Origin of the sequence: Cytobacillus sp. Hz8, from assembly GCF_042263505.1 — a bacterium.
GTDB lineage: Bacteria > Bacillota > Bacilli > Bacillales > Cytobacillaceae > Bacillus_BE.
The window spans coordinates 18940-45661 of record NZ_JBHKFI010000019.1 but is presented as its reverse complement, the minus strand read 5'-3'; the positions used below and the strand labels follow the sequence as shown (position 1 = coordinate 45661).

25 protein-coding genes, 2 pseudogenes and 1 riboswitch are annotated in these 26722 nt (G+C 37.7%); of the genes and pseudogenes, 23 read left to right on the top strand and 4 right to left on the bottom strand.

The annotated features are described in order from the left end of the window. The first annotated feature begins 136 nt into the window (after positions 1 to 136). From ACE38V_RS18740 to ACE38V_RS18725, 4 genes are all read left to right on the top strand, one after another. Positions 137 to 985: an ABC transporter ATP-binding protein gene (locus ACE38V_RS18740; RefSeq protein ID WP_375843644.1), complete on the top strand. Its 849-nt coding sequence runs from the start codon at positions 137 to 139 to the stop codon at positions 983 to 985. Continuing rightward, on the top strand, positions 982 to 1692 hold the full coding sequence (locus ACE38V_RS18735; RefSeq protein WP_375843642.1) for an ABC transporter permease: 711 nt from the start codon (positions 982 to 984) through the stop codon (positions 1690 to 1692). Before ACE38V_RS18740 ends, ACE38V_RS18735 begins: the two co-directional genes overlap by 4 nt. Positions 1693 to 1878: 186 nt before the next feature. Continuing rightward, positions 1879 to 2319: a GNAT family N-acetyltransferase gene (locus ACE38V_RS18730; RefSeq protein WP_375843715.1), complete on the top strand. Its 441-nt coding sequence runs from the start codon at positions 1879 to 1881 to the stop codon at positions 2317 to 2319. 203 nt (positions 2320 to 2522) lie between these two features. Beyond that, positions 2523 to 2666, top strand: coding sequence for a hypothetical protein (locus ACE38V_RS18725; protein ID WP_375843640.1), 144 nt, complete (start codon positions 2523 to 2525; stop codon positions 2664 to 2666). Positions 2667 to 2738: 72 nt separating this feature from the next. Here ACE38V_RS18725 and ACE38V_RS18720 read toward each other — a convergent pair. Next, positions 2739 to 3259 (bottom strand): annotated as a pseudogene (locus ACE38V_RS18720) (IS1595 family transposase); the annotation flags it as partial. Positions 3260 to 3709: 450 nt separating this feature from the next. Here ACE38V_RS18720 and ACE38V_RS18715 point away from each other — a divergent pair. From ACE38V_RS18715 to ACE38V_RS18670, 10 genes are all read left to right on the top strand, one after another. Then, a complete protein-coding gene (locus ACE38V_RS18715; RefSeq protein WP_375843638.1) occupies positions 3710 to 4492 on the top strand; it encodes an ABC transporter ATP-binding protein in 783 nt (260 codons plus the stop codon). 3 nt (positions 4493 to 4495) lie between these two features. Then, positions 4496 to 5296, top strand: coding sequence for an ABC transporter permease (locus ACE38V_RS18710; protein WP_375843635.1), 801 nt, complete (start codon positions 4496 to 4498; stop codon positions 5294 to 5296). 6 nt (positions 5297 to 5302) lie between these two features. Then, positions 5303 to 6199, top strand: coding sequence for an ABC transporter permease (locus ACE38V_RS18705; RefSeq protein WP_375843634.1), 897 nt, complete (start codon positions 5303 to 5305; stop codon positions 6197 to 6199). An 84-nt stretch (positions 6200 to 6283) separates the two neighbouring features. Beyond that, entirely contained in the window at positions 6284 to 7339 is a 1056-nt protein-coding gene (locus ACE38V_RS18700) for an ABC transporter substrate-binding protein (RefSeq protein WP_375843633.1), read from the top strand. A gap of 250 nt (positions 7340 to 7589) precedes the next feature. Next, positions 7590 to 9245, top strand: coding sequence for a PucR family transcriptional regulator (locus tag ACE38V_RS18695; RefSeq protein ID WP_375843632.1), 1656 nt, complete (start codon positions 7590 to 7592; stop codon positions 9243 to 9245). Between the two features lie 283 nt (positions 9246 to 9528). Beyond that, positions 9529 to 10905 (top strand): NAD(P)-dependent oxidoreductase, encoded by a 1377-nt coding sequence (locus ACE38V_RS18690; RefSeq protein WP_375843630.1) that lies wholly within the window; start codon positions 9529 to 9531, stop codon positions 10903 to 10905. Positions 10906 to 10923: 18 nt separating this feature from the next. Continuing rightward, complete coding sequence (gene preA, locus ACE38V_RS18685) at positions 10924 to 12204, top strand: NAD-dependent dihydropyrimidine dehydrogenase subunit PreA (protein ID WP_375843628.1); 1281 nt, start codon at positions 10924 to 10926, stop codon at positions 12202 to 12204. A gap of 38 nt (positions 12205 to 12242) precedes the next feature. Further along, positions 12243 to 13661: a dihydropyrimidinase gene (gene hydA, locus ACE38V_RS18680; protein ID WP_375843626.1), complete on the top strand. Its 1419-nt coding sequence runs from the start codon at positions 12243 to 12245 to the stop codon at positions 13659 to 13661. Positions 13662 to 13716: 55 nt separating this feature from the next. Continuing rightward, complete coding sequence (locus ACE38V_RS18675; protein WP_375843624.1) at positions 13717 to 13941, top strand: hypothetical protein; 225 nt, start codon at positions 13717 to 13719, stop codon at positions 13939 to 13941. A 67-nt stretch (positions 13942 to 14008) separates the two neighbouring features. Further along, entirely contained in the window at positions 14009 to 15232 is a 1224-nt protein-coding gene (locus ACE38V_RS18670) for a Zn-dependent hydrolase (RefSeq protein WP_375843622.1), read from the top strand. Positions 15233 to 15368: 136 nt separating this feature from the next. On the opposite strand, the gene ACE38V_RS18665 is transcribed toward ACE38V_RS18670, so the two are convergent. After that, the gene (locus tag ACE38V_RS18665; protein WP_375843621.1) at positions 15369 to 15926 is read right to left on the bottom strand and encodes a cysteine hydrolase family protein; all 558 of its coding nucleotides are present in this window, start codon (positions 15924 to 15926) and stop codon (positions 15369 to 15371) included. Positions 15927 to 16044: 118 nt separating this feature from the next. On the opposite strand from ACE38V_RS18665, the gene ACE38V_RS18660 reads away from it, so the two are divergent. The 6 genes from ACE38V_RS18660 to ACE38V_RS18635 all read left to right on the top strand — a co-directional run bounded on the left by ACE38V_RS18660 (position 16045) and on the right by ACE38V_RS18635 (position 19899). Continuing rightward, entirely contained in the window at positions 16045 to 16485 is a 441-nt protein-coding gene (locus tag ACE38V_RS18660) for an Lrp/AsnC family transcriptional regulator (RefSeq protein WP_375843619.1), read from the top strand. A gap of 209 nt (positions 16486 to 16694) precedes the next feature. Further along, positions 16695 to 17141 (top strand): universal stress protein, encoded by a 447-nt coding sequence (locus tag ACE38V_RS18655; RefSeq protein ID WP_375843617.1) that lies wholly within the window; start codon positions 16695 to 16697, stop codon positions 17139 to 17141. A gap of 216 nt (positions 17142 to 17357) precedes the next feature. Next, positions 17358 to 17449, top strand: a riboswitch (SAM riboswitch). 96 nt (positions 17450 to 17545) lie between these two features. Further along, complete coding sequence (locus ACE38V_RS18650) at positions 17546 to 17809, top strand: hypothetical protein (protein WP_375843616.1); 264 nt, start codon at positions 17546 to 17548, stop codon at positions 17807 to 17809. A 136-nt stretch (positions 17810 to 17945) separates the two neighbouring features. Next, positions 17946 to 18227 (top strand): hypothetical protein, encoded by a 282-nt coding sequence (locus tag ACE38V_RS18645; protein ID WP_375843614.1) that lies wholly within the window; start codon positions 17946 to 17948, stop codon positions 18225 to 18227. 16 nt (positions 18228 to 18243) lie between these two features. Continuing rightward, complete coding sequence (locus tag ACE38V_RS18640) at positions 18244 to 18576, top strand: phosphoribosyl-ATP pyrophosphohydrolase (protein WP_375843613.1); 333 nt, start codon at positions 18244 to 18246, stop codon at positions 18574 to 18576. A gap of 804 nt (positions 18577 to 19380) precedes the next feature. After that, on the top strand, positions 19381 to 19899 hold the full coding sequence (locus tag ACE38V_RS18635; RefSeq protein ID WP_375843611.1) for a GNAT family N-acetyltransferase: 519 nt from the start codon (positions 19381 to 19383) through the stop codon (positions 19897 to 19899). 121 nt (positions 19900 to 20020) lie between these two features. On the opposite strand, the gene ACE38V_RS18630 is transcribed toward ACE38V_RS18635, so the two are convergent. Further along, positions 20021 to 20485, bottom strand: a complete 465-nt coding sequence (locus tag ACE38V_RS18630; RefSeq protein WP_375843609.1) for a rhomboid family intramembrane serine protease — start codon at positions 20483 to 20485, stop codon at positions 20021 to 20023. A 416-nt stretch (positions 20486 to 20901) separates the two neighbouring features. On the opposite strand from ACE38V_RS18630, the gene ACE38V_RS18625 reads away from it, so the two are divergent. Next, positions 20902 to 21657, top strand: coding sequence for a class I SAM-dependent methyltransferase (locus ACE38V_RS18625; RefSeq protein WP_375843608.1), 756 nt, complete (start codon positions 20902 to 20904; stop codon positions 21655 to 21657). A gap of 1926 nt (positions 21658 to 23583) precedes the next feature. On the opposite strand, the pseudogene tnpA reads toward ACE38V_RS18625, so the two are convergent. Further along, positions 23584 to 23952 (bottom strand): annotated as a pseudogene (gene tnpA, locus ACE38V_RS18620) (IS200/IS605 family transposase); the annotation flags it as partial. A gap of 274 nt (positions 23953 to 24226) precedes the next feature. Here tnpA and ACE38V_RS18615 point away from each other — a divergent pair. After that, positions 24227 to 25336 carry a carbohydrate kinase gene (locus ACE38V_RS18615; RefSeq protein ID WP_375843607.1) on the top strand — a complete coding sequence of 370 codons (1110 nt, stop codon included), beginning with the start codon at positions 24227 to 24229 and terminating at the stop codon, positions 25334 to 25336. Continuing rightward, positions 25333 to 26247, top strand: a complete 915-nt coding sequence (locus ACE38V_RS18610; RefSeq protein ID WP_375843606.1) for a pseudouridine-5'-phosphate glycosidase — start codon at positions 25333 to 25335, stop codon at positions 26245 to 26247. The genes ACE38V_RS18615 and ACE38V_RS18610 overlap by 4 nt, the downstream gene beginning before the upstream one ends. The last annotated feature ends 475 nt before the right edge of the window (positions 26248 to 26722 follow it).

Here is a 26722-nt window from a genome sequence, read left to right as displayed (position 1 = left end):
ATTTAACCTAAAAAAGACTTCATTCACCCCTAATATAACTCTTTTGAATGTAAAAATAATGTTTTAAACTGTTATTTCCCTTATTCTGAGTTTAAAGTAAAAAACAAAAAAGAGTTTATAAGGAGGATATTACCCATTGGAAAATGTCATTGAAGTTAGTTCCTTAATGAAAATTTTTTCAAACCAGGTTGCGTTAAATAAAGTGGATTTCACTGTAAAAGAAATGGAAATATTTGGGTTTCTTGGACCAAGTGGATCTGGAAAAACAACTACAATTAAAATCTTAACTGATCAACTATCTCCAACAGATGGAAATGCAAAGGTGTTTGGAATTCCTTCTACAATGCTAAGAAAAAAAGGTTATCATAAAAAAATTGGAGTTCTTACAGACAACAGTGGTTTATACAATCGGCTAACCATCTATGATAATTTAAAGTTATATTGCAAACTTTATAATGTCCCTTTAAAGCGAATTGAAGAAGTGCTTCATATCGTAAACCTAGAAGATGAAATGAAGATGATTGTATCAAATCTGTCAAAAGGGATGTTACAGCGAGCTATACTTGCACGCTCTTTTTTACATAAACCAGACTTATTATTTTTGGATGAACCAACCTCAGCGCTTGATCCCGTTAATTCACAACGTATTTACAAAGGTTTGCGTGAACTAAATAAAAAAGGCACTACTATATTTTTGACTACACACGATATGAGTGAAGCAGAATTACTGTGTAATCGGGTAGCCTTCTTAAATAAGGGACAAATTCAACTTTTAGATGAACCCAAAAAACTACGACATCAGTTTTCGGACTCTACCATGACCGTGGAATTGGCTGATGGAAGAAAAATAGTGATGAAGAATGGTCCTGAAGATGCTAAAAAAATGTATGAGTACATGGCAAGTAGTCAGGTAGTATCTATTTATTCGAATGAACCCACACTAGGAGATATTTTTGTAAAAATAACAGGGAGAGAATTGTTATGACCTTTTCATTCAAGCGTGTGTATGCCATTTTCCAAAAAGATTTAAAAGATTTAACGAAAAATATATTTGTTGGAACCACTCTACTGATACCCGTTCTATTGGCTGTTCTATATGTTAAATTTGGCGAACAATCAATTGAAATACATTTTTTAGTGATTAATTTGACATTTACGACTGTAGCAGCATTCATTCAATGTACGCTTATTGCAGAAGAAAAAGAGAAAAATACACTGCGTAGTCTTATGCTTTCTCCAGCAACAACCTTTGAGATTCTTGGAGGGAAGAGTCTATTGAGTTTTATCTTTACAATTGTTACTGTTTTTATTTGTGCTCTTATAACAGGTTATGAATCAAAAAATATCTTTATCATCTCTCTTGCTATTTTCATTTCAAGCTTGTTCTATTTAGAGTTAGGGACATTACTAGGTCTTCTAACAAAGTCGGTGATGGAAGCATCTGTGGTGATTCTTCCTGTCATGTTTCTATTTGGATTCGGAACAATGTTTCAAGTGTTAATAGAAAAGTATTCCCAATTATCATTTTTAGAGTACCTTCCGAATATTCAACTACTAGAGTTAGCTAAAAGCGTGGAAAGTGGAGTAGGACTGCTTGATGTATGGATAAAGTTCGCTGTTATTTCTGGATGGGTAGTGGCAGGTGGAATCCTCGTTGTTATTGTGTATAAAAATCGTGCAATGGATGATTGATAGAAATAGTGGTTAACTCAATATATTTTTATACTGATTGAAAGAGGATACTTAGATAATTTAATTCAAAAGGAGAAATGTGTTTTGCAATGAAAAAATTTGTGCTGTGTTGAATGGAAATTATTGGGGTATTCTTATTATTATCATAATGCAAAAGATAATATAGACTTTTAGGATTAACGAAATATCTACACACAAGGAAAAATTTCATTATGTTTTTTCTATAAAGTAGTTAGGAAAGAAAAAAATGATGATTATTTTGATTCCCCTAGAAAGGTTGGTAAAGAGAGAATTGGACATATTTCTTTAGGAAGAATTGACAGAAGGAACCAAGCCGCAAGAATTGGCAAGGTTTTAGTGGGTGAGAAAGAAGTAAGGGGTCAGGGAATTGGTCAAAAAATGTTGGAAGCGGTCTTAAAAATTGCTTTTGACGAACTACATCTACATCGGGTAAGTCTCGGTGTATTTGATTTTAATTATCCTGCCATTGCCTGCTATGAAAGGGTTGGATTTAAAAAAGAAGGACTCCTTCGTGATTCAAGTAAAATAGGAGATTCATATTGGAATATGTGGGAAATGAGCATATTGGAGGATGAATGGAAGAGCCGAAATCAAATGAAAGAGTGAATGTTGAAGTCAACATGATGGTGTTGGCTATTTATTAGGCTATTTTCGTAAGGCTTGTTGCTAATAGCATATAAAAGGGATCTATTTACTATTTTATGGTATCATTGTATGCAGATTTCTTCTTTAACTAACGAGGCAGAAGAGTTGGGGAATAAAATAAATTTAGAGTTATATCTTAAAGTTTTAAATTAGGGGGGGATTATGTGGAAGTTTTCGGAATTATGGGGTTCACATTCGGAACTATGGGATTTACTTTCGGACTTATTGCTTTTACGACAGCATTGACTAGTAGTAATAAACTAAAACAACTTGAAAAGAGAATTGATGATTTAGAGGGAAAATCGTGAACAATGTCTCAAGCAAACGGGTGTGCTATTGGAATAACGAGTACATCCGCTTTCGTTTGGGAGTGGCTGTTTTTAGACCTTACACAAAAATTTGACAGTAATCAAATTGGATTTCTGACACGCACTTAAAAGCATTTGGTTTACTCTTTCTTCGATCGCCATTTTCTTGCTCTGTTAAAGAAAGTTAAACCAATAGAGGTAGTTGCCTAAATATTTTGTTGATATGCCCTGGAACCGTTGCATCCAGTCCTTCAATCGCTTATGGTAGCTGTTAACGTAACGTGCTGTAGATGATATAATGCCTTTTTTGACATATCCCTCTTTGCTAAGGTATCTTTACATAACAAAGAAGATGGGTCTATACAATCCCCAATAACGGCATCAATTTCTTCTGCTCTAACACGTCCAGTGCCTGCCTTTTTAGCAATCACTTGTCCATTGCGGTCTTGTGCCACCACCACAGCGATTTTGAGGTTGCTAATCCCTCACTTCTCATCTTTACCTCCACGCTTCTTTGGCTTTCTATAAACCATTTCACGCCCTTTTAAAGACTCCCTAAAGAAGGTCTCGTCACTCTTCCCACATCCTGAAACCCCTCTTATGGCAGTATTTTAGTAACTAATAGGAGTTTGGTCAAAAAAGCAACAATCTATACGAAAACAGCCTTTTATTATGTTTGAACGAAACAATTTGTGAAGCACATCTTAAAAAATACGGGAAATAAGCAAGAAATAAAATCACGTGAATCAGCGCATTAGGGATTAATCAGAATGGTATAATAATCTGCCAAATTACCAATATTATGTTGCAAATCACTCTCCTATTATATAGATCCCCAATTTAATACATCTCCATTCTTGATAACACTCCATTATTATGTCTTCTGCCTATATTTTTTACACAGTGTCTAATGCAAATCTATACTAAAAGAATTAGAATGTAATGAAATATAACAAGTGAAGAAGCAAAATCTTACAAACAATATTTTAATGACCGTTTATCGAACAAAGTTGCAAAATCGGATGGTGAGGAGGAGATGTCGAATGACGGCAACATTAGATGCAAATCCGGAAATTGTGCTCAAATCTGTAGGTATGTGTTATCAGACAGATAAGACGGAGGTGGTTGCACTATCGGATGTAAGTGTGGAGATTAAAAAAGGAGAATTTGTTTCCTTGCTTGGACCTTCTGGATGCGGGAAGACCACTTTGCTTCGAATAATGGCTGATTTGATTCAGCCTACAAGTGGGGAGGTTGAAATTGGGGGTGAATCCGCGAAGAATGCGCGATTGGCTCAGAAATATGGGATTGTCTTTCAGAGTCCGGTTTTATTTGACTGGAGGAAGGTTAAACAAAATATTCTTCTTCCACTAGAAATGTTGGGAATCAAAAAGATGGAAAGGGAAGACCGAGTGTCAAAGCTTTTAGAATTAGTGGGCTTAACTCAATTCAAAGATAAATACCCTTGGCAGCTAAGTGGCGGAATGCAGCAACGTGTAGCGATTGCACGTGCGCTTGCAATGGAACCTGAAATTTTATTAATGGATGAGCCATTTTCAGCTTTGGATGAATTTAGTCGCGAACGTCTTAATGAAGAATTGCTTTCGATTTGGAGCAACGTTGGGAATACGGTTGTTTTTGTTACTCATAGTATTCCTGAAGCAATCTTCCTATCAGATCGCGTGTTTGTTTTATCTCCACATCCTGGGAGATTATCTTCCGTTGTTGACATTCCGTTACCTCGACCAAGAACGCAAGAGATAAGAAATAGTCCTGAGTTTTACCAGCTTATCTCTCATATTCGCGAACGTTTTGAGGGGGTGTAGCACATGAGAAATCACGCACTTTCCAGTCGTTTGCTCCCAATCTTAATTTGGATTATTGGGTTCTTAATTGTATGGGAAATGTCTTCCTTTCTATTATTACGTGTTTTTGAAGTTCCTTTGGCACAGTCGAAAATCCCTTATATTCATGAGTTAGTTTATACCGTTGGATCGTATGGATCAACGCTATTGACGGAAGGAATGGTGACATTTTCTAATGCAGCGATGGGGTTTATTTTTGGTGTATTGGCAGGTGTGATTTTAGCCATTTTGATGAGTGCTTCCAAATGGATGGAGCAGCTTGCATTTCCATATGCAGTTGCTTCCCAAATGATTCCGATATTAGGCTTAGCTCCAATTGTTTATGGAATTGTTCATGATGAACAGGTTTCACGTGTCCTGATAGCTGCCTATATTACTTTTTTTCCAGTTTCCTTGAATATGCTTCGTGGTTTAAGAAGTGCGGAACCATCAGCCGTAGAACTGATGTATTCGTACGCAGCCAAACCTTGGGTTGTTTATTGGAAGCTTCGGTTCCCGACAGCATTGCCCGGACTTTTTAGCGGCTTAAAGATTGCTGCTCCACTTGCCGTGACAGGTGCCATTTTAGTCGAGCTAATGGGCGCACAAAAGGGGATAGGGGTTTTGATGCTCCGTAATCTCTATTATGGTCCTTCTCATAATTACATGTTCTGGCTCACTGTGATTACGGGTGCCTTACTGGGAATAGTAAGCTATCTCATCATAGGGATGATTGAGCGGATGGTTACGCCATGGCAGCCGGAATTCCGCTCAAATAGGAGGTGAAGATCAATGGAAGGAAAACAAGTGGAAAAAGGCTTTAACTTTCAGGAACAAAAGATCATTGCCAAAAGAAGTTTAAGCACTCAGGCTGTGGTGATACCCATTGAAAGTTTGCGGAAAAGAAAAAGAAAGATGATGAGGCTCCGTCAAATTTTGCTTCCGCTTTTCGCAGGAATCATTGCTCTTCTTTTATGGGAAACTCAAGTTTTTCATCGGATTTTTGGACTGCAAACCTATCAGCTTCCGTTGCCATCGGGAATTTTTGAAGCAATCAAGGAAAATAGCGAAATTCTCTTCTCTTATACAGGTTATACATTGCTTGAAGCCGTCTTTGGTATGTTACTTGGCTCCCTTATTGGCTATTTCGTCGCTTTAATGGCAACCGCTTGGCCGAAATGGGGAAGCGGCGCCTTAACATTAGTTGCTGCTTTAAATGCTGTTCCTATTGTTGCCTTAGCTCCCATTATGAATTTATGGTTTGGTGATGGAATCGGTTCGAGAGTAGCGATTGTTACGATGATAACCATGGCGGCAATGGCGATCAATGCACATAAAGGAATGACGATGGTTGACCCGTTAGCACTTGATTTAATGCATTCTTATGCTGCGAGTGGTGGGGAGGTATTTCGCTATTTAAGAGTAGTTAATAGTTTGCCTTTTGTTTTTACTGCTTTAAAAATAAATACTACATCAAGTATGATCGGGGCGATTGTGGGAGAGTTCTTCTATTCATCTAAGGGTCTTGGGTATTTGTTATCGAACTCCATTAAGGTCGCCAAAATGCCGCTTGGATGGGCGTGTATCGTCATGGCGGCGATCGTGGGTGTGTGCTTTTATCTACTTGTTGAAGGTCTTGAAAAGATTTTTATCAAATGGCATGCATCGGAAAGAGGAAAAGGTGCTTAGCAATTGTGCATGACAAAACCATGTTAAGTACAATGCTTTTATGATAAAGACAAAGTATTTATGAATGAAAAGGGAGATGAATAAATGGAGAGAAAAGTGTTTCGAGGGAAACGGTTTATCTTTTTACCGATGCTGATATTGATTTTAATACTGGCGGCTTGCGGGAAGGAGACGACTTCGGAAACAGCAGAAGATGGCGGTTCTAAAAAAGAATTAAAAACGGTGAAATTACAGTTAAAATGGGTGCCGCAAGCTCAATTTGCCGGCTACTTTGTGGCATTAGAAAAAGGGTATTATCAAGATGAGGGATTAGATGTGCAGATTGTGCCGGGCGGTCCGGATATTGTTCCGGAGCAGCAAGTGGCCAATGGTGCAGCAGATATTGGCATTGACTGGGTAGCAAGTCTTCTTCCGCACCAGGAGGAAGGATTGCCGCTTGTAGAAATTGCGCAAATCTATCAAAAAAGTGGACTGCTCCTTGTGTCTAAAAAAGATGCAGGAATCTCAACTCCTAAGGATTTAAAGGGGAAAAAGGCCGGAAACTGGATGGGTGGAAATGAGTTTGAAATATTAGCGTTATTTGATAAGTATAAATTGGATCAAAATAAAGACTTATCATTTGTTAAGCAAGGATTTACAATGGATCAATTCTTATCTGGTGAAATAGACGCAGCGTCTGCCATGACCTACAATGAATTTCAGGTTGTTCTGGAAGAAGGGGTACCGGAAAGTGATTTATCGGTCATTGATATGAATGAGGAAGGGGTAGCAATGTTAGAAGATAACCTTTTTGCCAATAAAAATTGGTTAGCTGATAACAAAGAGGTTGCTGCGAAATTTGTTCGTGCTTCCATTAAGGGCTGGCAAGATGCGATTAATGATCCTGAAGCTGCTGTTGATGCAGTAATGAAGAAGGCTGAAGCTGGAAGTACCTCTAAGGAGCATCAGTTAAAAATGATGGAGGAAGTAGCTAAGCTCGTCGTTCCAGAAGGATTTGGCCCGGCAAAAATCGGATTGATAGATGATGCGATGTTTAAACAAACGGCTGATATTGCGCATAAATTCGGAGTGATTAAGAAACCGGCCAATTTAGATGAGGCCTATACGCATGAAATTATGGATATGGTATTAGGAAAATAGGATGATAAGCCTTCACCTTTATGAGGTGAAGGTTTTAATTCTGTTTGGCGTACATAAACTTGAATATTGAAAGGAAAATAAGTGGTTTAATTTTCCTTTTATGTTATAAAATATGACATAAATATAGAAGTGGTGAAATATATATGTTACATTAACTCACATAATCGGATGAATGGGGAAAAGTCATCATTAAAAAAGAGTATTTATTTTGGCAGACGGTCTAACAGCTAAACAAAAGGAGGAAAGTGGATTGAATTGTTTGCAATTGACAGTACGCGAAGTTCTAAAACATAAGTGTTTTGCAACTGCAGAGGTCATCGCAGGTCATTTAGGACTTGAGAGAAATGTAAGATGGATCCATGTGATGGAGGTAACTGAAATCGGCCAATTATTAAGTGGAAACGAATTGATTTTGTCTACTGGAATAGGCTGGAGTGGTGATCAGAAAGAAAGAAGCCTTCGATATCTTAAACAGCTAATGGATGCTGGAGCCGCTGGGCTTTGTGTCGAATTAGGGAAATATGCGCAAAAGCTGTCACAAGAAATGCTTGATCTTGCCGATAAATTCCAGTTTCCTATCATCGTGTTTCACGAAGAAGTTCGGTTTATTGATATTACACAGATGATTAATACAAAATTAATGAATATTCAGGCTCGGGTTCTTTCTGATTTAGAGGAGTTTTCTAGTATATTAAAGGATGCTTTGCTTCAGACTGATGCCCTCCATGCAGTATTAAACCTATTATCCTCATATATAGATGCAGACGTATTATACCTCGCAAAAAACAGGGAAAAATTGATTTTTAGGCCAATGCAAACGAAACAAGAACAAAAAAGGCTTCTAGAGTTGGTTATAAAGGAACAAAAAGCAAGGGAATTGGTTGGAAAACAGCCGTTTCTTGAAGAAACTGGCAGTTACGCTAGTCAAACCATTCAAGTCCTTGGGTTTACATATGCTGAATTATTTATTTTTGCGAAGGAAGGGTGGATTGGAAAATGGGAATTACTCCTGCTTGAACAGTGTACGAGAGCCATTTCACAAAATTTATTGAAGCATTTCTATATCGAAGAGCAAAAGAAAAGTAAAGAGAAACAGTTCCTTCATGAATGGCTAACAGGAGAACGGCATGAGAAGGAAATTCTTCAATACTTGACCACAGCGGCTCCTTTTTTAAAACCCAATGGAGCAGTTGTTTGCACATGTGTGATGGACGAAAAATTAAGAGATTCGACCTTTGACTCCTATTATCTTCCTTTTTTTAAAAACATTTTTCAAAATCAAAATCTGTATTTATTTTCTATGTTTGAACGAGAACATTTGATTTTTATCATCGTTAATTTAAGAGAGGATGATTGGAAGGTACGGGTTAAAAATGCTTTAAATCAAATACGGCAAACTGACCTTTTCCAGCATCGATCAAAAAAACTTCCAATTTTCGGGGTAGGAAAGTATCTTACCCTTCCCTCTATTGCAAAGCTATCTGAAAGCTTTTTAACCGCAAAGGAATCGCTTAAAATCCAAAGCAGAGTGAATATGCCGTCTGAATATTTTTTTGAAAATCTTCATATCTATCGATTGGTTTCAATGTTCAATCAGAACGAGGATTTACTAGATTATATTCACGAATATATTGGTCCAATTGTCCAGTATGATCAAAAACATAATAGCGAACTGCTCCATACCTTATCGGTTCTCTTAGAATCTAATGGTTCAAAAAAAGATGCTGCCAAACGTTTATTCATTGTTCGGCAAACTCTGTATCATCGCTTAGAAAAGTTAAAGGATCTCTTAGGTGAAGACTATATGGAACCAACCAAAAGGGCCGCAATTGAATTTTCCCTTTATGCTTATCGTTATCTAAACTCTACTTACGAAAAAGAAGCAGAAATAAGGGCGATTCAATGAGAAATTAATTCATAATAGTTTAGTTATAGGATTTGACATTATGTCTATTGAGTCATCATTTTTGTATCTAATATAATATTATTAATCTAAAAAACTTCTTATATTAATGTAAACTTCTTATCTCATCAATCTATCTCTTCTTTATTCTCATCTCAAGTTTCATCAATTGGTATTTATGACATTCATGAAAAACTGAAGCAAATAATAGTTTAAAAATTGGCATTCTTTATTTTGAGTTTTACTCCATTGCCCTAAACACTTTTATTCGAAGGAGGTTGTCTATTTGAGGACAGCTTATGACACTAGGATTTCATTCGAGAATTTACAAAGGAATTTTCAAGAAGTCGAAACCGGTATGTCCAAACAGGAAGCGCTTGAAGAAGCGAATCGCTGTCTTTATTGTTATGATGCCCCTTGCATTAAGGCTTGTCCAACGGGCATTCAAATCCCAGCCTTTATCAAAAAGATTGCATCAGGTAACTTGAAAGGATCTGCAAAAACGATTATGTCAGCTAATCCTATGGGTGCTAGCTGCTCACGTGTATGTCCAACGGAAGAGCTTTGCGAAGGGGCTTGTGTTTTGAATGATTCAACTAAACCCATCATGATCGGTCATCTGCAACGTTATGTAACCGATTGGGCCATCAAAAATCATCAAGCATTATTTGAAAAAGAAAAGACTAATGGAAAAACAGTAGCCATTATTGGAGGGGGGCCTGCCGGGTTATCCGCTGCTCGTGAGTTGGCTCTACTTGGTTATGAAGTAACGATTTATGAAGCACAGGAGCGGGCTGGAGGATTAAATATGTATGGAATTGTTTCCTTCCGGCTTCCACAGGAGATTGTCTCTTGGGAGGTTCAACAGGTTGAAAAATTAGGCGTACAAATCATCACAAATACGCGAGTCGGAGAAGATGTACAGGTGCAAGATATCATACAGAAGTATGATGCGATTCTCCTTGCTGTTGGAATGTCCGTTGTTCCGAGTTTAGGGATTCCAGGTGAAGAGCTTCAAGGTGTATATGATGCGATTGAATTTGTGAAAGAGACAAAGACAAAACCAGTTATCCATGAATGGCTTTGCAAAAAGGTGGCAGTCATTGGTGCAGGCAATACCGCTATTGATGCCGCAACATGCTCAGCCCGCTTAGGTGCATCAAATGTGAAGATTTTATATCGGAGAACGCAAAAGGAAATGACCGCCTATGAGTTTGAATATGAATTTGCGAAACAGGATGGGGTGGAATTCAGATGGCTCACAGCCCCAACGAAAATTATTGGTGATGAAGAGGGAAAGGTTACGGGGATTGAATGCATCAAGATGAAGCTGGGAGATAAGGAAAAGGATGGGAGACAACGACCCGTACCAATTGAAGGCTCTGAATTTATTTTAGAAATAGATGCAGTGATAAAAGCAATCGGGCAAACAAGATATGTGGATGTAATTGAACAGTTTGGCCTAAAGCATGAAGGCGGAGTGGTTATCGTGAATCCAACTACTTATCAAACCTCTAATGAAAAAATCTTTGCCTGTGGAGATGTGATTTTTGGAAAAGGGGTTGGAGAAGCCATGGTTGTGACCGCTGCGAAGCAAGGAATAGAGAGTGCCCAAAGGATTCATCAATTATTTGAAAAATCAGTACAGGAAACAGCACAATAACTTGAAGGAGGTAAGAGAATGGCAGATTTACAAATAAATTTAGCCGGGATTAGGTCTCCCAATCCTTTTTGGTTAGCTTCTGCGCCTCCCACGAACTCAGGCTATCAGGTCCAACGTGCTTTCGAGGCAGGTTGGGGCGGGGCTGTGTGGAAGACACTTGGCGAACCTATTATCAATACTTCATCCCGATTTGCGGCAGTGAGTTTTAATGGCCAAAGGGTTGCTGGTTTTAACAATATCGAACTGATAACGGATCGGCCATTAGAAGTGAACTTAAAAGAAATCTATGAAACTAAGAAACGATTTCCTAACCATGTGATCGTCGCCTCCTTAATGGTAGAGCCAAAGCAGGAAAAGTGGCATGAGATTGTCAAGCGTGTCGAGGATGTTGGAGTGGATGGACTTGAACTGAATTTCGGCTGTCCCCATGGAATGGCGGAAAGAGGGATGGGAGCCGCCTCTGGTCAGGTTCCTGAACTGGTCGAAAAACAAACCCATTGGGTGAAAGAAGTTGCAAAAACACCCGTCATCGTGAAATTAACACCTAATATAACAGATATCACAGTAACGGCAGAAGCAGCGGCTAATGGTGGAGCAGATGCCATCAGTATGATTAATACAATTAACAGTTTGGCGGCAGTTGATTTAGAGACATGGAATACGGTTCCGCATGTTGGCGGGTTAGGTGCCCATGGCGGATATTGCGGACCTGCCGTGAAGCCTATTGCGTTACATATGGTTGGGGAATGTGCCAGAAATCCAAGAATCCATATTCCAATCTCCGGGATAGGAGGGATTTCTAATTGGCAAAATGCTGTGGAATTTATGCTGATGGGAGCAACAGGCGTGCAGGTATGTACCGCCGCGATGCACCATGGCTTCCGGATTGTCGAGGATATGATTGAAGGCATGAATCATTATCTCGATGAAAAAGGAATCGCTTCTGCTATGGATTTAGTCGGAAAATCTGTTCCTAAGTATGCGGATTGGGGTGATTTGGATCTTAATTATCGGATCATCGCAAGAATTAACCAAGAAAATTGTATTAAATGTAATAGATGCCATATATCATGTGAAGACACCTCTCATCAATGCATTGATCGGTTAATGGATGAAAAGGACGAAGGCTACTTAAAGGTTAGGGAAGAAGATTGTGTAGGCTGTAATTTATGCTCGATTGTTTGTCCAGTTGAGGGGGCTATTGACATGGTGGAATTAGCGCATGAAGTAGCACCGATGACATGGAATGAAAGGCAAACGGTTTTAAAGACATTATCTACAGGTGTAATGACTCCTTAATATGAAGTCCATATAAATGAATAAATGAGGTGAAAGAGATGAAAAAAATCATTAAAAATGGAATCATCGTGACTGCAACTGATATTTACAGGGCGGACCTTTGTATCGAAAATGGCATTATTACGCAAATTGGCGCTGATTTTTCCGAACAAGGGGCAGAAGTAACAGATGCCAAGGGCTGTTATCTTTTTCCTGGAGGGATTGACCCCCATACTCACTTAGATATGCCATTTGGTGGAACGGTGACAAAGGATAATTTTGAAACAGGTACAATGGCGGCGGCCTTTGGCGGAACGACTACTGTGATTGATTTTTGCTTAACACAAAAAGGAAAGTCACTTCAAAGTGCAGTAGAAACGTGGCATGCTAAATCGAAGAATAAAGCGGTGATTGATTACGGTTTCCATTTACAAATTGTTGAAATGAATGAAACGGTATTAAAGGAATTGCCAAAGGTGATGGAGGAAGAAGGAATAACATCTTTAAAAGTATTCATGGCTTATAAAAATCAGTTTCAAGCGGATGATGAAACCCTTTTTCAAACCCTTATTTCAGCTAAAGAACACGGGGCTCTTGTAATGGTTCACGCTGAAAATGGAGACGTGATTGATTATTTAGTTAAAAAAGCGTTAGCAGAAGGGAACACGGATCCCATCTATCATGCCCTCACAAGACCTCCGGAGGCGGAAGGAGAGGCAACGGGACGTGCGGCTACCCTAACAGAGCTTGCTAAATCACAGCTTTATGTTGTTCATGTGACTTGTGCGGAGGCTACGAGAAAAATTGCCGAAGCGAGAAATAAAGGTATCGATATTTGGGGAGAAACTTGTCCACAGTATTTAGTGCTCGATCAAACATACTTAGAAAAACCAGATTTTGAAGGAGCCAAATATGTTTGGTCGCCGCCGCTGCGAGAAAAATGGAATCAGGAAGTTCTTTGGAATGCCTTAAAAACCGGACAGCTTCAAACCTTAGGATCCGACCAATGTTCATTTGATTTTGTGGGTCAGAAGGATTTAGGAAAGGATGATTTTTCAAAAATTCCGAACGGCGGACCAATTATTGAGGATCGGGTGTGTATTCTCTTCTCTGAAGGAGTCAAAAAAGGGCGAATCACTTTAAATCAATTTGTTGATCTTACCTCAACAAGAGCGGCTAAGCTTTTTGGATTATATCCTAAAAAAGGAACGATCGCCATCGGAGGAGATGCGGATATTGTTATATTTGACCCAACAGTTGAGCGCATCATTTCAGCTGAAACCCATCATATGGCGGTAGACTATAATGCCTTTGAAGGGATGAAGATAATCGGTGAGCCTGTTTCCGTTTTATCTCGCGGGGAATTTGTGATTCGAGATAAACAATTCGTTGGCTCACCTGGCAAAGGCCAATACTTGAAGCGTGCCAAATATGGAACCTTCAAAGAGAACAAAGAAAGTAAACCTTTAACTATTTAATGCGGCGTTGGAGTTTCTGCTCATTCATTGACCAAATAGAGAAGGAGGAATGAATTTGAAGGAATACCAGCAATATTTACAGGAAAGAGACAAAATCGATTACTTTATTCAGAAAGGCTACCGAATCAAAATGATTACCGAAAACTTAAGCGGCGCGTTTGTAGAATTTGAAAAAAGAGAAATAAATCAGGAAAACAGTGTCTCTGAAATCCTCCATATTTTGACTGCAGATGCGCGAAAATATTTTAGTGTCAAACTTATGGAGCAACAGAAAACATAGAAATAATAGTAGATTTTAAAGAATCGGATTTTTCTAGCTGACTTATAACAGAAGGGAGCGGATTATCATGGAAAAGCAGCAGGTGTTAATCAATGGGGAACGATTGAAAAATACGCTCGAAAAATTTGCGGATTTCGGGCGGACAAAGAAGAATGGAGTCACAAGATTAGCTTTATCAGAGGAAGATCGCCAAGCAAGAGATTATTACTGTACATGTTGTAAGGAACTAGGGATGTCAATTGAAATCGATGATATGGGGAATATTTACGCAACATTGGAAGGGAAAGAGGATCATCCCCCAATCGTAATTGGTTCCCATTTGGATTCAGTGAAAAAAGGCGGAAGGTTTGATGGGGTTTTAGGAGTGGTAGCTGGACTAGAAGTGGCAAGAACTCTCGTTGAGAATAAAATTTCCCCACGAGTTCCCTTGACGATTGCGAACATCACGAATGAGGAAGGGGCAAGATTTGAACCCTCAATGATGGCATCTGGTGTCCTTTCTAGAAAATTCGATAAAGCCACGATGCTGCAAAAAAAGGATGTCGATGGAATCACATTCGAAGAGGCACTGCACTCGATCGGATATGCAGGTAAAGAAAATGCCCGATTAAAAGAGGCATCAGCTTTCTTGGAGCTCCATATTGAACAAGGCCCGATTTTAGAGCGAGAGGAATTATCGATTGGAATTGTTGAATGCGTCCTTGGGATGGTCTGCTATGAGATTGAAATAAATGGGGAGTCCGATCATGCGGGCACGACTCCAATGGATATGAGAAAGGATGCGCTATTCGCAGCGAACAATATCATCTCAATCGCAAGAGAAAAACTGAGTGTGCTGGATCCTCAATTAGTTTTTACAATGGGGAGAATGAATGTCTATCCTAATGTTCATACGGTGATCCCAAATAAAGTCGTCTTTACATTGGAGGCAAGGCATAAAAATCCCATTGTGATGAAGCAGGTAGAAGAAATTATCCAGGGCTTCACACAGATCCCAGATCATGAGGGATGTACAATCCAGGTGCAAAAGCAATGGGATCGGCAGACAGTTTGGTTTGATGAGAATATCGTCCAAAAATTGGAGCAATCAGCGCAAACTTTAGGATATCCCTACAAAAAGATGGATAGCGGCGCAGGTCACGACGCCCAATTTCTCGCAAGCTACATTCCAACCGCGATGGTATTTGCGAAAAGCATTAATGGCAAAAGCCATTGCGAGGAAGAATTAACGACCTGGGAGGATTGTGAGAAGGGGGTAAATGTTCTTTTAGAAACGGTATTATCTTATTAAAATTGCAAAAAAAAATCTACTATTTTTGAAATGAAATAGTAGATTTTTTTTGGAGTTTAATAGAAAAGGAAAATAAATTGATTGAGGTACATAATGGCATTTCCTATAGGGATAGATGCACATGGCATCTAGTGATTCAAATGGTCGTGTTAGAAAGAAAATCTTCGGTTGAAACTACATTGGCATATATACCGTTAAGTGCACTAACAAAGGCATAATGAACCTGTTCAGCTGGTACGAACTTATCATGATAAGATAAGGCGGTTGTGGTGCATGCGTCTTCAATAAGTGTAGTTACAAAGCCTAGTTCCTTCGCTGCTCTGACGGTGGCATCAACGCACATATGCGTCATCATTCCTACTATTATAAGGTTTGTTACTCCTTTTTCTTTTAATTTGCTTTCTAATTCGGTCTTGAAAAAACTGTTAGGTGTATGTTTTATGATAACATTTTCGTGCTCTAAAGGAAGGACGGCTTTATTTATTTTAGCTCCCTCTGTATTTGGCAGAAAGAAGCTTGCCCCTTTATTAATGGAGATATGCTGAATATGAAAAATATTATTTTTGTCATTCTGTCTAAACCATTCAAGTATTTTTCTAGCATTGGCAGAAGCGGCAACAGGGTTGCTTAATTCCATCTTTCCATTTGGAAAATAGTCATTTTGAATATCAATAATGATTAAAGCTAAAGTCATTTTCTTCACCTCATTGAAATATTTATTATAATAAAATGATAAAGATGATCTTGAATTTTATCGATACTTTGGTGAAACACTTTTAGATTAAATCATTTCATGGTGAAAGGAATTTATTATGGAACTTGATAACATTGATTTTCAAATTTTGCGGTTACTAACCAAAAACTCACGCATACAATGGAAGGACTTAGGGGAACAAATTCATATGACGGGACAAGCAGTTGGGAACCGTATTAAAAAACTGGAGGATAGCGGCGTCATAAAATCCTACTCCTTAATCATCGATGAAATGAAATTGGGGCTTCCTTTTACAGCGTTTGTCATTATTCATATGAAAACAACTAATCATGATTCGTTTATTCGCTTTATTCAGGAACGAAATGAGGTTGTTGAAGCTCATCGAATTTCGGGGGGAGGCTGTTATCATTTAAAATTAAAAGTTAAATCACAAGAACAGTTGAATCTTATTCTTAATAACATTCTCGATTATGGGAATTATAGCTTAAATCTATCAATCCAAGAGATTAAACAGAATAATCCGTTGGGGGCCATATAACCCAGAAAGAGCATTCCATGATTACTTGATAATTTATGGTGCAGGCTTCTTTTTCGTTATGGAGATTGGGGGCAGGTGCTCATAAGATGATTTAACCTTAAAACAGATTTTGAAAAAAGTCTGAATGACATAGGAAATAGGGTGGGGATTGCAGAATTAGTAATATAACAAAGAAAAACGGTTTTTTTACGGGAAAGGATGATCTCCTAATGAACGAAGAAGCGACAAAAGTGAAGGCACAAATTATTGTTCCAATTGATGATTCTACTTATTCCCATCAAGCACTTGAATTTGCCATATCTTATGCAAAACAAATAGATGGGGAGCTTATTCTTACGAATGTGCAACCAACCTATTCATCTCCAAATTTGCATCGCTTTATATCTAAGCAAGAAATTCAGGAGTATATACATGATACAGCAGAAGAAATTTTGGAGAGAGCACTGCAATCGATTTCAACCGAAAACGTCCATATTGAAAAGGTAATCCGTATAGGGATTCCAAAAGTGGAAATTACTAAGCTGGCGGAAGAAAGGAAAGCTTATTGTATAGTGATGGGTACTCGCGGCATGGGTGCTGTGAAGAGTGCCTTAATAGGAAGTGTAAGCCTAGGGGTTCTACAGTTATCTCCATGTCCAGTCACCGTTGTTCCTTAGAAGGATTTCTGAAAAGAAGTAGCAAGAGACTATCTTTAACATGATTAAAATGGCTAACATGGATATTAACTTGAGATTAGCCATCTCCTAAAACGTGAGTTGAATAATCGAAAAACATGAAAAAAGAGTATAAATATTTTCATCATTTCCGGTAAGACAGATAGGATGATCAATATTTTTTTCAAACAATCCTCATATAATGATACTAAGTTAATAAGGTTATCAAGAGTGAACGAGAGTACTGGCTCAACGACTTCACAGCAACCTGCCAAGCACGGTAAGGAGCTTCAACCAGTGAATGATAACGTCGGACTAAAAAGGTTCCTTGTTGCATTTACGCTTGCAACGAGGAGCCTTTTTTCTTGATGCTTTATTAAAAATAAGGATAAGGGAGAGGTTTGAATATGATTGTCAACGGAGTAATCAGAAGTTATATTTCAAAATCAATGAAAGCGGAAAGATTCATTTTTTTAGTGGCGGAATTAATCGAAAGCCAGTTACAGGAGTGGGATAGGGCATATGAACTGATTCTTATGAAGCAAGCGGATTACACAATAGTTGTAAAAAATAAAGTTGACTCCTATGAAGTTACCATAGCAGAAAATGAACTGGCTACCCTTCAAAAAAGGAGCCCGTACTCTCTGACAGAAAAATGTGGGAGGAATTAGAGAAACAAGGACTAGAAGTCAAGAAGGAGTATGGGAATTATATCGAATATGTATTTATCGATCGATTCATAGAAAACGGAAAAAACGAACGGGCCTTTTGAGATGATAAATCCATGAACCAAAGGGAGTTGATTATATGAACAAAATGAACAAATGGAATCGATTATTTATTCGTCAAGGGTTTATGGTGGAAGAGAAGAGCTTTAATGTGTTTGATTGTACAAGTAAAACAAATGAGAATATGGAATTTCTCCTTGATGGTTTAAGAAAGCTTTCCATTATTTTTACCTACGAGAATAGTATTTTAACAATAAGCAATGAACCAATATCTGAAGACCTCTGTCTAAAATGTTTTGATCTCAAAGATCGAGGTCGTGGAGAAGGGCTATGGTTTCGACATTTGGTTGAATATTCATAAAGGAGGAGGAAGAAAAATGCCTGTGTATAATAAATTAGTACGTGACAAAATCCCTGATATTATCAAGAATAGTGGAAAAGAAGCCTTTACAAAAATTCTTTCTGACTATGAATACAAAACAGAGCTAAGAAAAAAAGCTCAAGAGGAATTATCGGAGTATTTAGAAGCCGATACTGATCGAGATAGTATAGAAGAATTAGCTGATTTACTTGAAATTATTCATTCATTAGCTAGTATTCATGGAGCAACGTATGAAGAATTAGAAGATGTGCGTCAGAAAAAGGCAGATGAACGTGGTGGATTTAATAATAGGATTTTTTTAACTGTGGTTAGTAATGAAGAAAATTGAATTAGTTACAGAGAATATCATTGAAAAAATAATGGAGGGTTTAATCTCAGTAAAAATGACAAAAAAATCTTGTTTTATTTAACAAAGGAAATTTGTAAATTCCGGTTGCATGAGTATTTCGAGAGAAGAGAAGGTAGAAAATAAATAATATCCAATTATTTCCTGATTTCTATGGAGTTGCCTGTAAATAGGTGGTTCCATTTTCTCTCTCACTTTTAACTTGAAAGAAAGAGTTATTTATTAGTGATTGAATACAAATAAATAATTAGTACAAAATTTTATCTATATGAAATCATTAGCAATAAGCTGAATTAATAAAAAATAGGAATAAACAAATTTTCAAACTTTTTAAAGCTGCAAGGGAAAGATTCATTCAATTAATAATGCTGGTGGTTAGTCGAATATGATGAATAAAGGAGTTATATGAATCTATAGAGAATGATATATCATCCTATAGATTGCTGGGAGGAAACAAGATAAAGTTGATTATCCTTGGTTTGCTAATTGCAATAATCTTGATTGGAGTGATAAAAACCATCGCCAATCGAAATTGGACCCTAATTGCCACTACGATTGGAAACGATGAGTATTTTAAAATAGTTCATCCCTGCAAAGAGAAGGAATTAAGTATAAAAGCGTGTCCCCAACAAGAAGTTTTGGTGTCAATCAGGAAAGATATTTAGAGCAGACGGTGTATGACATTTATGTGAAAAAGGAAGATGGGCATCTAGCCAGTAAGGCAATACATGAGCATCACTAGAGATAATAGGCGATTTTTTTAGCTGAATAAGGGAGGAATAGCACTTGCACATTAGATTATTAGATTCAAAGGATGCGAGAGATTATCGCAGAATCCGACTGGAAGCTTTACAATTTCATCCTGCAGCATTTGGATCGAGCTTTGAAGAGGAAAAAGAATATTCATTTGAAACTATTGCCCAACGATTGAGCAGTGATTTCGCTTTTACTTTTGGTGCATTTAAGGATGACAAATTGATAGGAGTTGTCACATTAGTTTTTGAACAAAAAATAAAGCTAAGGCATCGGGCAACAATTGTAGCTATGTATGTTGTACCTGAACAAAGAAGAACTAAAGCGGGCAAACAATTAATGCAAGAGACAATCCTTCATGCTCAAAAAAGCGGAGTAATTGAACAAATCTATTTAGCTGTTGTAACCACGAATCAACCTGCTAAAAAAATGTATCAATCCCTTGGTTTTAAAACATATGGAATCGATCAAAATGCCTTGAAATTGGATCAAGCTTATTTTGATGAGGAGTTAATGGTGTTAAGATTGGATAACCAGAATGCTTCTATTTAATATTAGTCAGAACACAATTAGGGAGTTGTGAAACGAACCAAAGTAATGTTGTATAGTCTAACAGGATTAGGTGCCCAATTTGTTAGTTGAATCAAGGCAGCTGCTTAACTGAGGAAGAATTTTATCCTTGAACATTAAAGGGTCTAAAACTGTTAGTACAAATAAAAATAATCCCCATTATAATTCCAGAAATGAAGCCGCCAAAATGCCCGGCAATACTAATATTCTTATATAAAAATGTTATGATCCAACCGGAACTAATGAAAAAAATGATAACTATTTTTGATTGGTTATCGAACACATCCTTTTTTAATATGATCATTGACAAATAGATTCCAAAAAGACCAAATTCGAATCCTGATGATCCAACTCCTGCTTCGCTGTTCGGTAATAATATGGTAAGTGCACTACCTAATGTGGTAAAGAAAAATAATTCCATAAATCTTATTTTACCTAAACTTTTTTCAAGTGGAGGGCTAAATAGAAGAATTATGACCATATTCATAAACAGGTGCTTAAATCCACCATGTATAAAGGCATAGCTAATAAGTCTGTAAAACTCTCTCTTTTGCTGGATCCATTCCAATGCTATGCCACCTAATCTATATAAAATATCATCATTTGATAAGCCACCAATAAACGATGTATATAAAAATACGAGAATATTCAGTAGTACTATAATAGATGTAATACTATAGGCGGACAAATATTGTCTAAAAGTTTCATTCCTAATAAATATCATGGGAAGAATACCTTCTTTCTGTTTAACAACTTAACATCGAATATTTAAAAATAAATGTTCATAGCGATAATGAAATCTTTGAATTAAATATATATAAATAATTTTAACATATTTTTCCTGCTATTATCTTTTCTAATACAAATGTTAGATTCTATAAAAAATTGAAAAATATCACTAAATAGATATGGTAAAAGCCACTTAAATATGGCAAAGTTTGAATGAACGGATTTTGGATATTTAGTTTTAAAGGAGAGTCTCACATGGATAAAAAATATACAGAATTAAACTCAAAAACTTTTGATAAGTGGGTGAAGGAAGGTTGGGAGTGGGGGCAACCGATTCATCACGAAATTTTTGAAAAGGCCAAAAATAATGATTGGTTTGTCCTATTAACCCCAACAAAACCCGTACCGAAGGAATGGTTTTGCGAAATGAAAGATGCCCAAATACTCGGGTTAGCTTCTGGCGGTGGTCAGCAGATGCCGATATTTACTGCATTGGGATCAAAATGCACAGTTTTGGATTATTCAGAAAGGCAATTATTAAGTGAAAAGGAAGTTGCCAAAAGAGAGAATTATGAGATTGAAACTGTACAAGCAGATATGACCCAACCATTGCCTTTCGAGGATGAATCCTTCGATTTGATTTTTCATCCTGTTTCCAATTGCTATGTTGAAGATGTACTTCCAATATGGAAGGAATGTTACAGGGTGTTGAAAAAAGGAGGGATTCTACTTTCAGGACTAGACAATGGGCTCAATTTTCTCTTTAATGAGGAGGAAACAACGATAACCTATAAGCTTCCGTTCAATCCATTGAAAGACGAGCAGCTTTACGAGGAATCGATCAAAAATGACTGGGGAATCCAATTTTCCCACACCATCGAAGAGCAAATAGGAGGACAATTACAGGCAGGATTTATGCTTACAGATATCTATCAAGACACAAATGGCTCTGGAAAACTGCATGAGTGCAATGTCCCAACCTTTTATGCTACAAGAGCAATCAAAAGGTGAATATAGCCTAACGTTATACTATTTTTCTAGTTTGATTAATAAAAAACCTGTATCTTTGATTACCTGGTAATTTAAGAAACAGGTTTTTTTATAATGAATGGTATTAATATCAATTCATAAGAAAATTTGTCATCACGAAATTGAAATTCGTGTTAGTTCTGACAACTCCCACCGCTAAAGCAGTGGGGTTCTAGGGTATAATGGCAAATTGTTGCCTTGTTCACTTTTCAACGATATCCTTATCTTTCCTTTGCGGATAGAGTTTCTACCGAAGCACTAGTGTACGTTCTCCTAGAACATTAACGGACGTATTGCAGATTGCAAGACACTTCGCCAAGCAAGCCCTTGAGGACTCCTCGTGTGTTTATCGTTCCGACTTCTCCTGGGCGTTGTCACGACCAATCAAGTTTGTGTTTATGCGACAAACCAACGCAGTGTTTTATTGGATAATTGCTTTAAACGGTTCATTTCATTATCATGCAGTTCAACAAAGTTATCCCAATGTGCGTTACATAAGTCCACGTCAACGGAATTGAGCGTTTCAGTTGTGTGTTCAATTAAGAAAGCACTATATAAATCACGTTGGATACGAAATTCTCCAAAATCATTCCAACGTTCCGAAAGTTGCTTCTTCGTATATTCGCCAGTCAAATGATTGAACTGACTGGCCTTTGTTGCATAGGTATCTATTTTCTTGATTGAACGTCCTTGATAACCAAGTTTTCGGTCTATAATCATTAATAGCAGAGCAGGAGCATGATTTGCAATTGATTTTCCAAACCGTTTCTTATGGTTTATCTTACCGTTCTTCTTATTTCGAGTCGTTTTTTTTACTCGCTTTTGCAGCGATTGAAATCGCATGGTTTCCACTCGTACATCAGAACCAAGTTCTAAGATTTCGTTCGCTAACTTCTCATGTGATTGTTTTCGTTGGACAGCAAATTTACGATAAAGTTCTTTTCGCTCACGGCGAAGTTTGAGATAACGGTTGGAACAGTTCCACATCTTTTTCCCTTTTTTAGTAGTACCATTCTCATGATAGTTCTGAGGGTTGGTGGCCCGTTTTGATCGGTCCATAGCTCGCTGGATACGTCGAAGTTTTTTCTCATCAGTCTTGCATTCTGGAGCCAGTTCTCGAAGCTGCACGTTTTTTTCACTACTAATTGCCATTGTAGATGGACCAATGTCGATGCCTACACGTTTAGTTTCATCATCAGCTATCTTACGATTTTGTTTTGTTGGCGGATAGCCTTCTTGAATAAGCTGAACAAAAAAGCGTACCTTGCCACGCACTTCACGCTTCAAGATACGCACGTACTTTGTCCTATCCATTAAGGCCAGGTGTGCATATTCATCATTTGCGTTTGGTGCAACAGGGATACAAAGCCAGTTCTTAGGATTAGGATCCTTCTTTGTTGGTTTGTCTCCCCAAAGAACGTTGCCATTTGCATACCGCAAACCAGTATTGTTTGATTTGTTTTCAACAGAAATTGGATCATTAAACACTTTGAAATATACTTTTTTTGCTTTCCCAAAATGTAGTTTCCCTACTGCTTGAAAAGCCCTTGTAGCCAGTTTTTGTGCTTCAAAGCTGCCGATATTTTCCTTGAATTTGCGCTGAACAGGTTTCACAAAATCGTGCAAACCATATTCAGAAAAACCGTAGGTTAAACGAATCATTGAAAGCTGTTTATCACGTTCTTTAGACTTAGGTTCACACAGTAAAGCGCGATATTCTTTATCTGCTTTCACTTGCCTATGCCGTTTGAGAGCTTCTCCTAGACAAGAATTGTAGACGTTCCGAGCTATTTTCAATTTCTTATCCAAACGGTGTTGTTGCCAAACAGGAACATTTAATGGAAGTTCGATTGTATAAGTCGGCGTGCTCTTTCTTGCCACGGGTGCTAGCTCCTTTCTAGTTACGTATTTTTGATTTTCAACGTATTGCTTTATCGCTTTACTCAATACATTTCCAGCAGTTAAAACAAAATAAGAACGTGCCCAAAGGCTTAGCAAGGGTTGAAAATGAGGAAATTTAGAGGTCACTTCTTTGATTGTTGCCATAATATCAGCAGGACTAAGCGTTGGTAGTGTGTTCAAAATATGAGTATGATCTTTGTCGCACTCTAAAGCAACGACGACAATTTTCAATTCTTCACGTATTTCATGCACGAACGGTTTTTAGCGTTCCTCCAAATCTGAGTGAAGGAGTATTTTCCTTCGGTATCAAGGACAAAAAACGAAATGATAGTTAATCAATGATACGGTTGTCTTTGTTCGTCTGAATTCCTTCATATACCAATTATATCAGTTTTGGTAATAAACTGGAAAGATCGCATAATAAAAAAAGTAGAATTTTCGGATAATTAAAGCGCTGCAAAACCCTACGGCTATTTGTGGTGCTTCGTATCCGACCTCACTCTCATCCCATGTCTAAAGACGGGCTATCCCCTGCATGGGCTTTCTCGTTCGGGAAATCTGTAAAAAATAAAAGTAGACGAATTCCCAAAAAAGGAGTATGTTATAAACATAAGTTTAATTTTCAAACTTTTGTTCAGGAGGTGATCATATGTTTGAAGATTTGACGGAAAAAGAACAAGCACTTTATCAAATGATTCGAAAAAATCCATACATTTCGCAGCAAGAGTTAGCAGAATTGTTAGGGCTTTCAAGACCCTCGATTGCCAATATGATTTCCGGACTTACAAAGAAAGGATATATCGTTGGTCGAGCGTATGTCTTAAGAGAATCAGAGCAAATTGTTTGTATTGGAGGAGCAAATGTCGATCGAAAGTTTTATATGAAGGAGAAGTCTCAGCTTGGAACATCTAATCCGGTCAAGTCCACGCAAAGTGTGGGCGGAGTAGCAAGAAATATTGCTGAAAATCTTGGAAGACTTGGCATGGACGCTGTTCTCATAACCGCATGTGGGGAAGATTCAGATTGGAAGTTAATTAAGGATTCATCCTCGTTATATATGAATTTGGATCATGTTACCACCATGCCGGGAATGACAACAGGCTCTTATTCAGCGGTTCTCGATTTAAGTGGGGATCTAATCATCGCACTGGCTGATATGGAGGTGTATGATTCTATCTCGGTTGATATCCTTTTAAGAAATGATGCCTTACTTAGCCGAGCAAAGTGCATGGTTGCCGATTTGAATTGTCCGAAAGAAACTTTACAATTTTTATGCCATTTTGCAAAAACGCATCACCGACCGCTTGTTTTAATTCCGGTTTCTTCTCCGAAAATGAGTCATTTGCCGGATGATCTGTCAGGTGTCAGTTGGCTCATTACCAATCTGGATGAAACTGAAAACTTTTTTGGCTGTAAAATAAAGTCCAAAGAAGAATGGGAACAGGCGCTTGTCAATTGGCTCGCTCTTGGAATTGAGAATGTTGTCATCACAAACGGAAAACAAGGTGCCATGATTGGAAATAAGGAGGAGGGAATGTTTCATGTTCCTTCCATTAAAACAGAGGAAATTGCCGATGTGACAGGAGCAGGGGATGCTTTTAGCTCAGCGGTAATTTATAAATGGTTAGAAGGAAATCGCTTGCTTGAGATAGCTCAAGCAGGATCAGTCAATGCATCTAAAACATTGCAATCTAATTATACGGTTCGCCAAGATTTAACAGCGAATCAATTACAACAAGATTTGGAGGAATTAACATGAAACAATATCTTTCTTTTTCAGAAGAAGTGCTTGCAGCAAAGGAACAAGGAAAACCAATCGTCGCTTTAGAATCAACGATTATTTCTCACGGGATGCCTTATCCTCAGAATGTACAAACAGCTCGCGAGGTGGAGCAAATTGTTCGTGATCATGGAGCAGTTCCTGCCACCATTGCAATTCTTGATGGAAAAATTAAAATTGGTTTATCGGATGACGAACTTGAGATGTTTGGAAAAAGTTCAGACGTGGCAAAAGCTTCTCGCCGTGATTTGGCTTATCTCTTGGCAACAAAGAAAAAGGGAGCAACAACCGTAGCTGCGACAATGATCTGTGCGGAACTAGCCGGAATTCATGTTTTTGTGACCGGTGGAATTGGTGGAGTTCATCGTGGGGCAGAGGTTTCTATGGATATTTCTGCAGACCTGGAAGAATTGGCGCAAACAGATGTTGCGGTGATTTGTGCAGGTGCTAAATCGATTTTAGATTTGAAATTGACGATGGAATACTTAGAAACGAAAGGAGTCCCTGTCATGGGATATCAGACGGATGTCTTGCCTGCTTTTTACACAAGAACCAGTGATATTCCAGTAAACTTCCGGGCCGATGATGTTGAAACGGTGGCCGCCACTTTAAAAACAAAATGGGATTTACAGCTTAAAGGTGGAGCCGTTATCGCTAATCCGATTCCTGTCGAATATGCGATGAATGAAAAAGAAATTTCTACCGTGATTGAATCAGCTTTGAAGGAAGCAAATGAAAAAAATATTACAGGGAAAGAAGTTACTCCATTTTTATTAGGAAAAGTGAAAGAGTTAACGGATGGAAAAAGCTTGGAGTCCAATATTGCATTAGTTAAAAATAACGCAGTAGTTGGGACACAAATTGCTGTAAGCTTGCATGGAATGAAGTAAAAAATTGCAAAAAAAAAAGTGGCAAAAGCGATCGTCGTTTTGCCACTTTTTTTTTGGTAATGGCAATCCGTTTATTAATTTATCTTGTGAAAAAGAGCTATTTTTATGGAAAAAATTATCAATTTCAATAATGAGATGGAATCAATTATTTGTTGAAAATAAATTTGGAGGACAAGTTACTTTTTGTCGTCAGAAGGAAAAAAGGTGTAATAGAAAATGGTGCTAAAGGAAATCAGAACATACGTAAGGAAAAGGGAATTAAGGAAGGTTTGCATTCTTTCACCTCCAAAATAATTTAATTTCAAATGACCCGACTGTGTATGAACTGAATAATGTTAACTTGCTTATATTTATTGTAACCCTAAAATGATAAGGATTGGTAAAGGCAGTGTAAATCTTTTATTAATTAAAGAGTACCATTTTTTTTGAAAATTCGTAGGAGGAATCTATTAACAAAGCAGGAAAAAATCTGTTA

Bases quoted from the DNA above. Each gene is read 5' to 3' on its own strand.
- ACE38V_RS18670 (WP_375843622.1), top strand. From the start codon at position 14,009: ATGGAAAAGCAGCAGGTGTTAATCAATGGGGAACGATTGAAAAATACG.
- ACE38V_RS18700 (WP_375843633.1), top strand. From the start codon at position 6,284: ATGGAGAGAAAAGTGTTTCGAGGGAAACGGTTTATCTTTTTACCGATG.
- ACE38V_RS18665 (WP_375843621.1), bottom strand. From the start codon at position 15,926: ATGACTTTAGCTTTAATCATTATTGATATTCAAAATGACTATTTTCCA.
- ACE38V_RS18640 (WP_375843613.1), top strand. From the start codon at position 18,244: ATGCCTGTGTATAATAAATTAGTACGTGACAAAATCCCTGATATTATC.
- hydA (WP_375843626.1), top strand. From the start codon at position 12,243: ATGAAAAAAATCATTAAAAATGGAATCATCGTGACTGCAACTGATATT.
- ACE38V_RS18650 (WP_375843616.1), top strand. From the start codon at position 17,546: ATGATTGTCAACGGAGTAATCAGAAGTTATATTTCAAAATCAATGAAA.
- ACE38V_RS18615 (WP_375843607.1), top strand. From the start codon at position 24,227: ATGTTTGAAGATTTGACGGAAAAAGAACAAGCACTTTATCAAATGATT.
- ACE38V_RS18710 (WP_375843635.1), top strand. From the start codon at position 4,496: ATGAGAAATCACGCACTTTCCAGTCGTTTGCTCCCAATCTTAATTTGG.
- ACE38V_RS18715 (WP_375843638.1), top strand. From the start codon at position 3,710: ATGACGGCAACATTAGATGCAAATCCGGAAATTGTGCTCAAATCTGTA.
- preA (WP_375843628.1), top strand. From the start codon at position 10,924: ATGGCAGATTTACAAATAAATTTAGCCGGGATTAGGTCTCCCAATCCT.
- ACE38V_RS18660 (WP_375843619.1), top strand. From the start codon at position 16,045: ATGGAACTTGATAACATTGATTTTCAAATTTTGCGGTTACTAACCAAA.
- ACE38V_RS18735 (WP_375843642.1), top strand. From the start codon at position 982: ATGACCTTTTCATTCAAGCGTGTGTATGCCATTTTCCAAAAAGATTTA.
- ACE38V_RS18705 (WP_375843634.1), top strand. From the start codon at position 5,303: ATGGAAGGAAAACAAGTGGAAAAAGGCTTTAACTTTCAGGAACAAAAG.
- ACE38V_RS18625 (WP_375843608.1), top strand. From the start codon at position 20,902: ATGGATAAAAAATATACAGAATTAAACTCAAAAACTTTTGATAAGTGG.
- ACE38V_RS18645 (WP_375843614.1), top strand. From the start codon at position 17,946: ATGAACAAAATGAACAAATGGAATCGATTATTTATTCGTCAAGGGTTT.
- ACE38V_RS18610 (WP_375843606.1), top strand. From the start codon at position 25,333: ATGAAACAATATCTTTCTTTTTCAGAAGAAGTGCTTGCAGCAAAGGAA.
- ACE38V_RS18655 (WP_375843617.1), top strand. From the start codon at position 16,695: ATGAACGAAGAAGCGACAAAAGTGAAGGCACAAATTATTGTTCCAATT.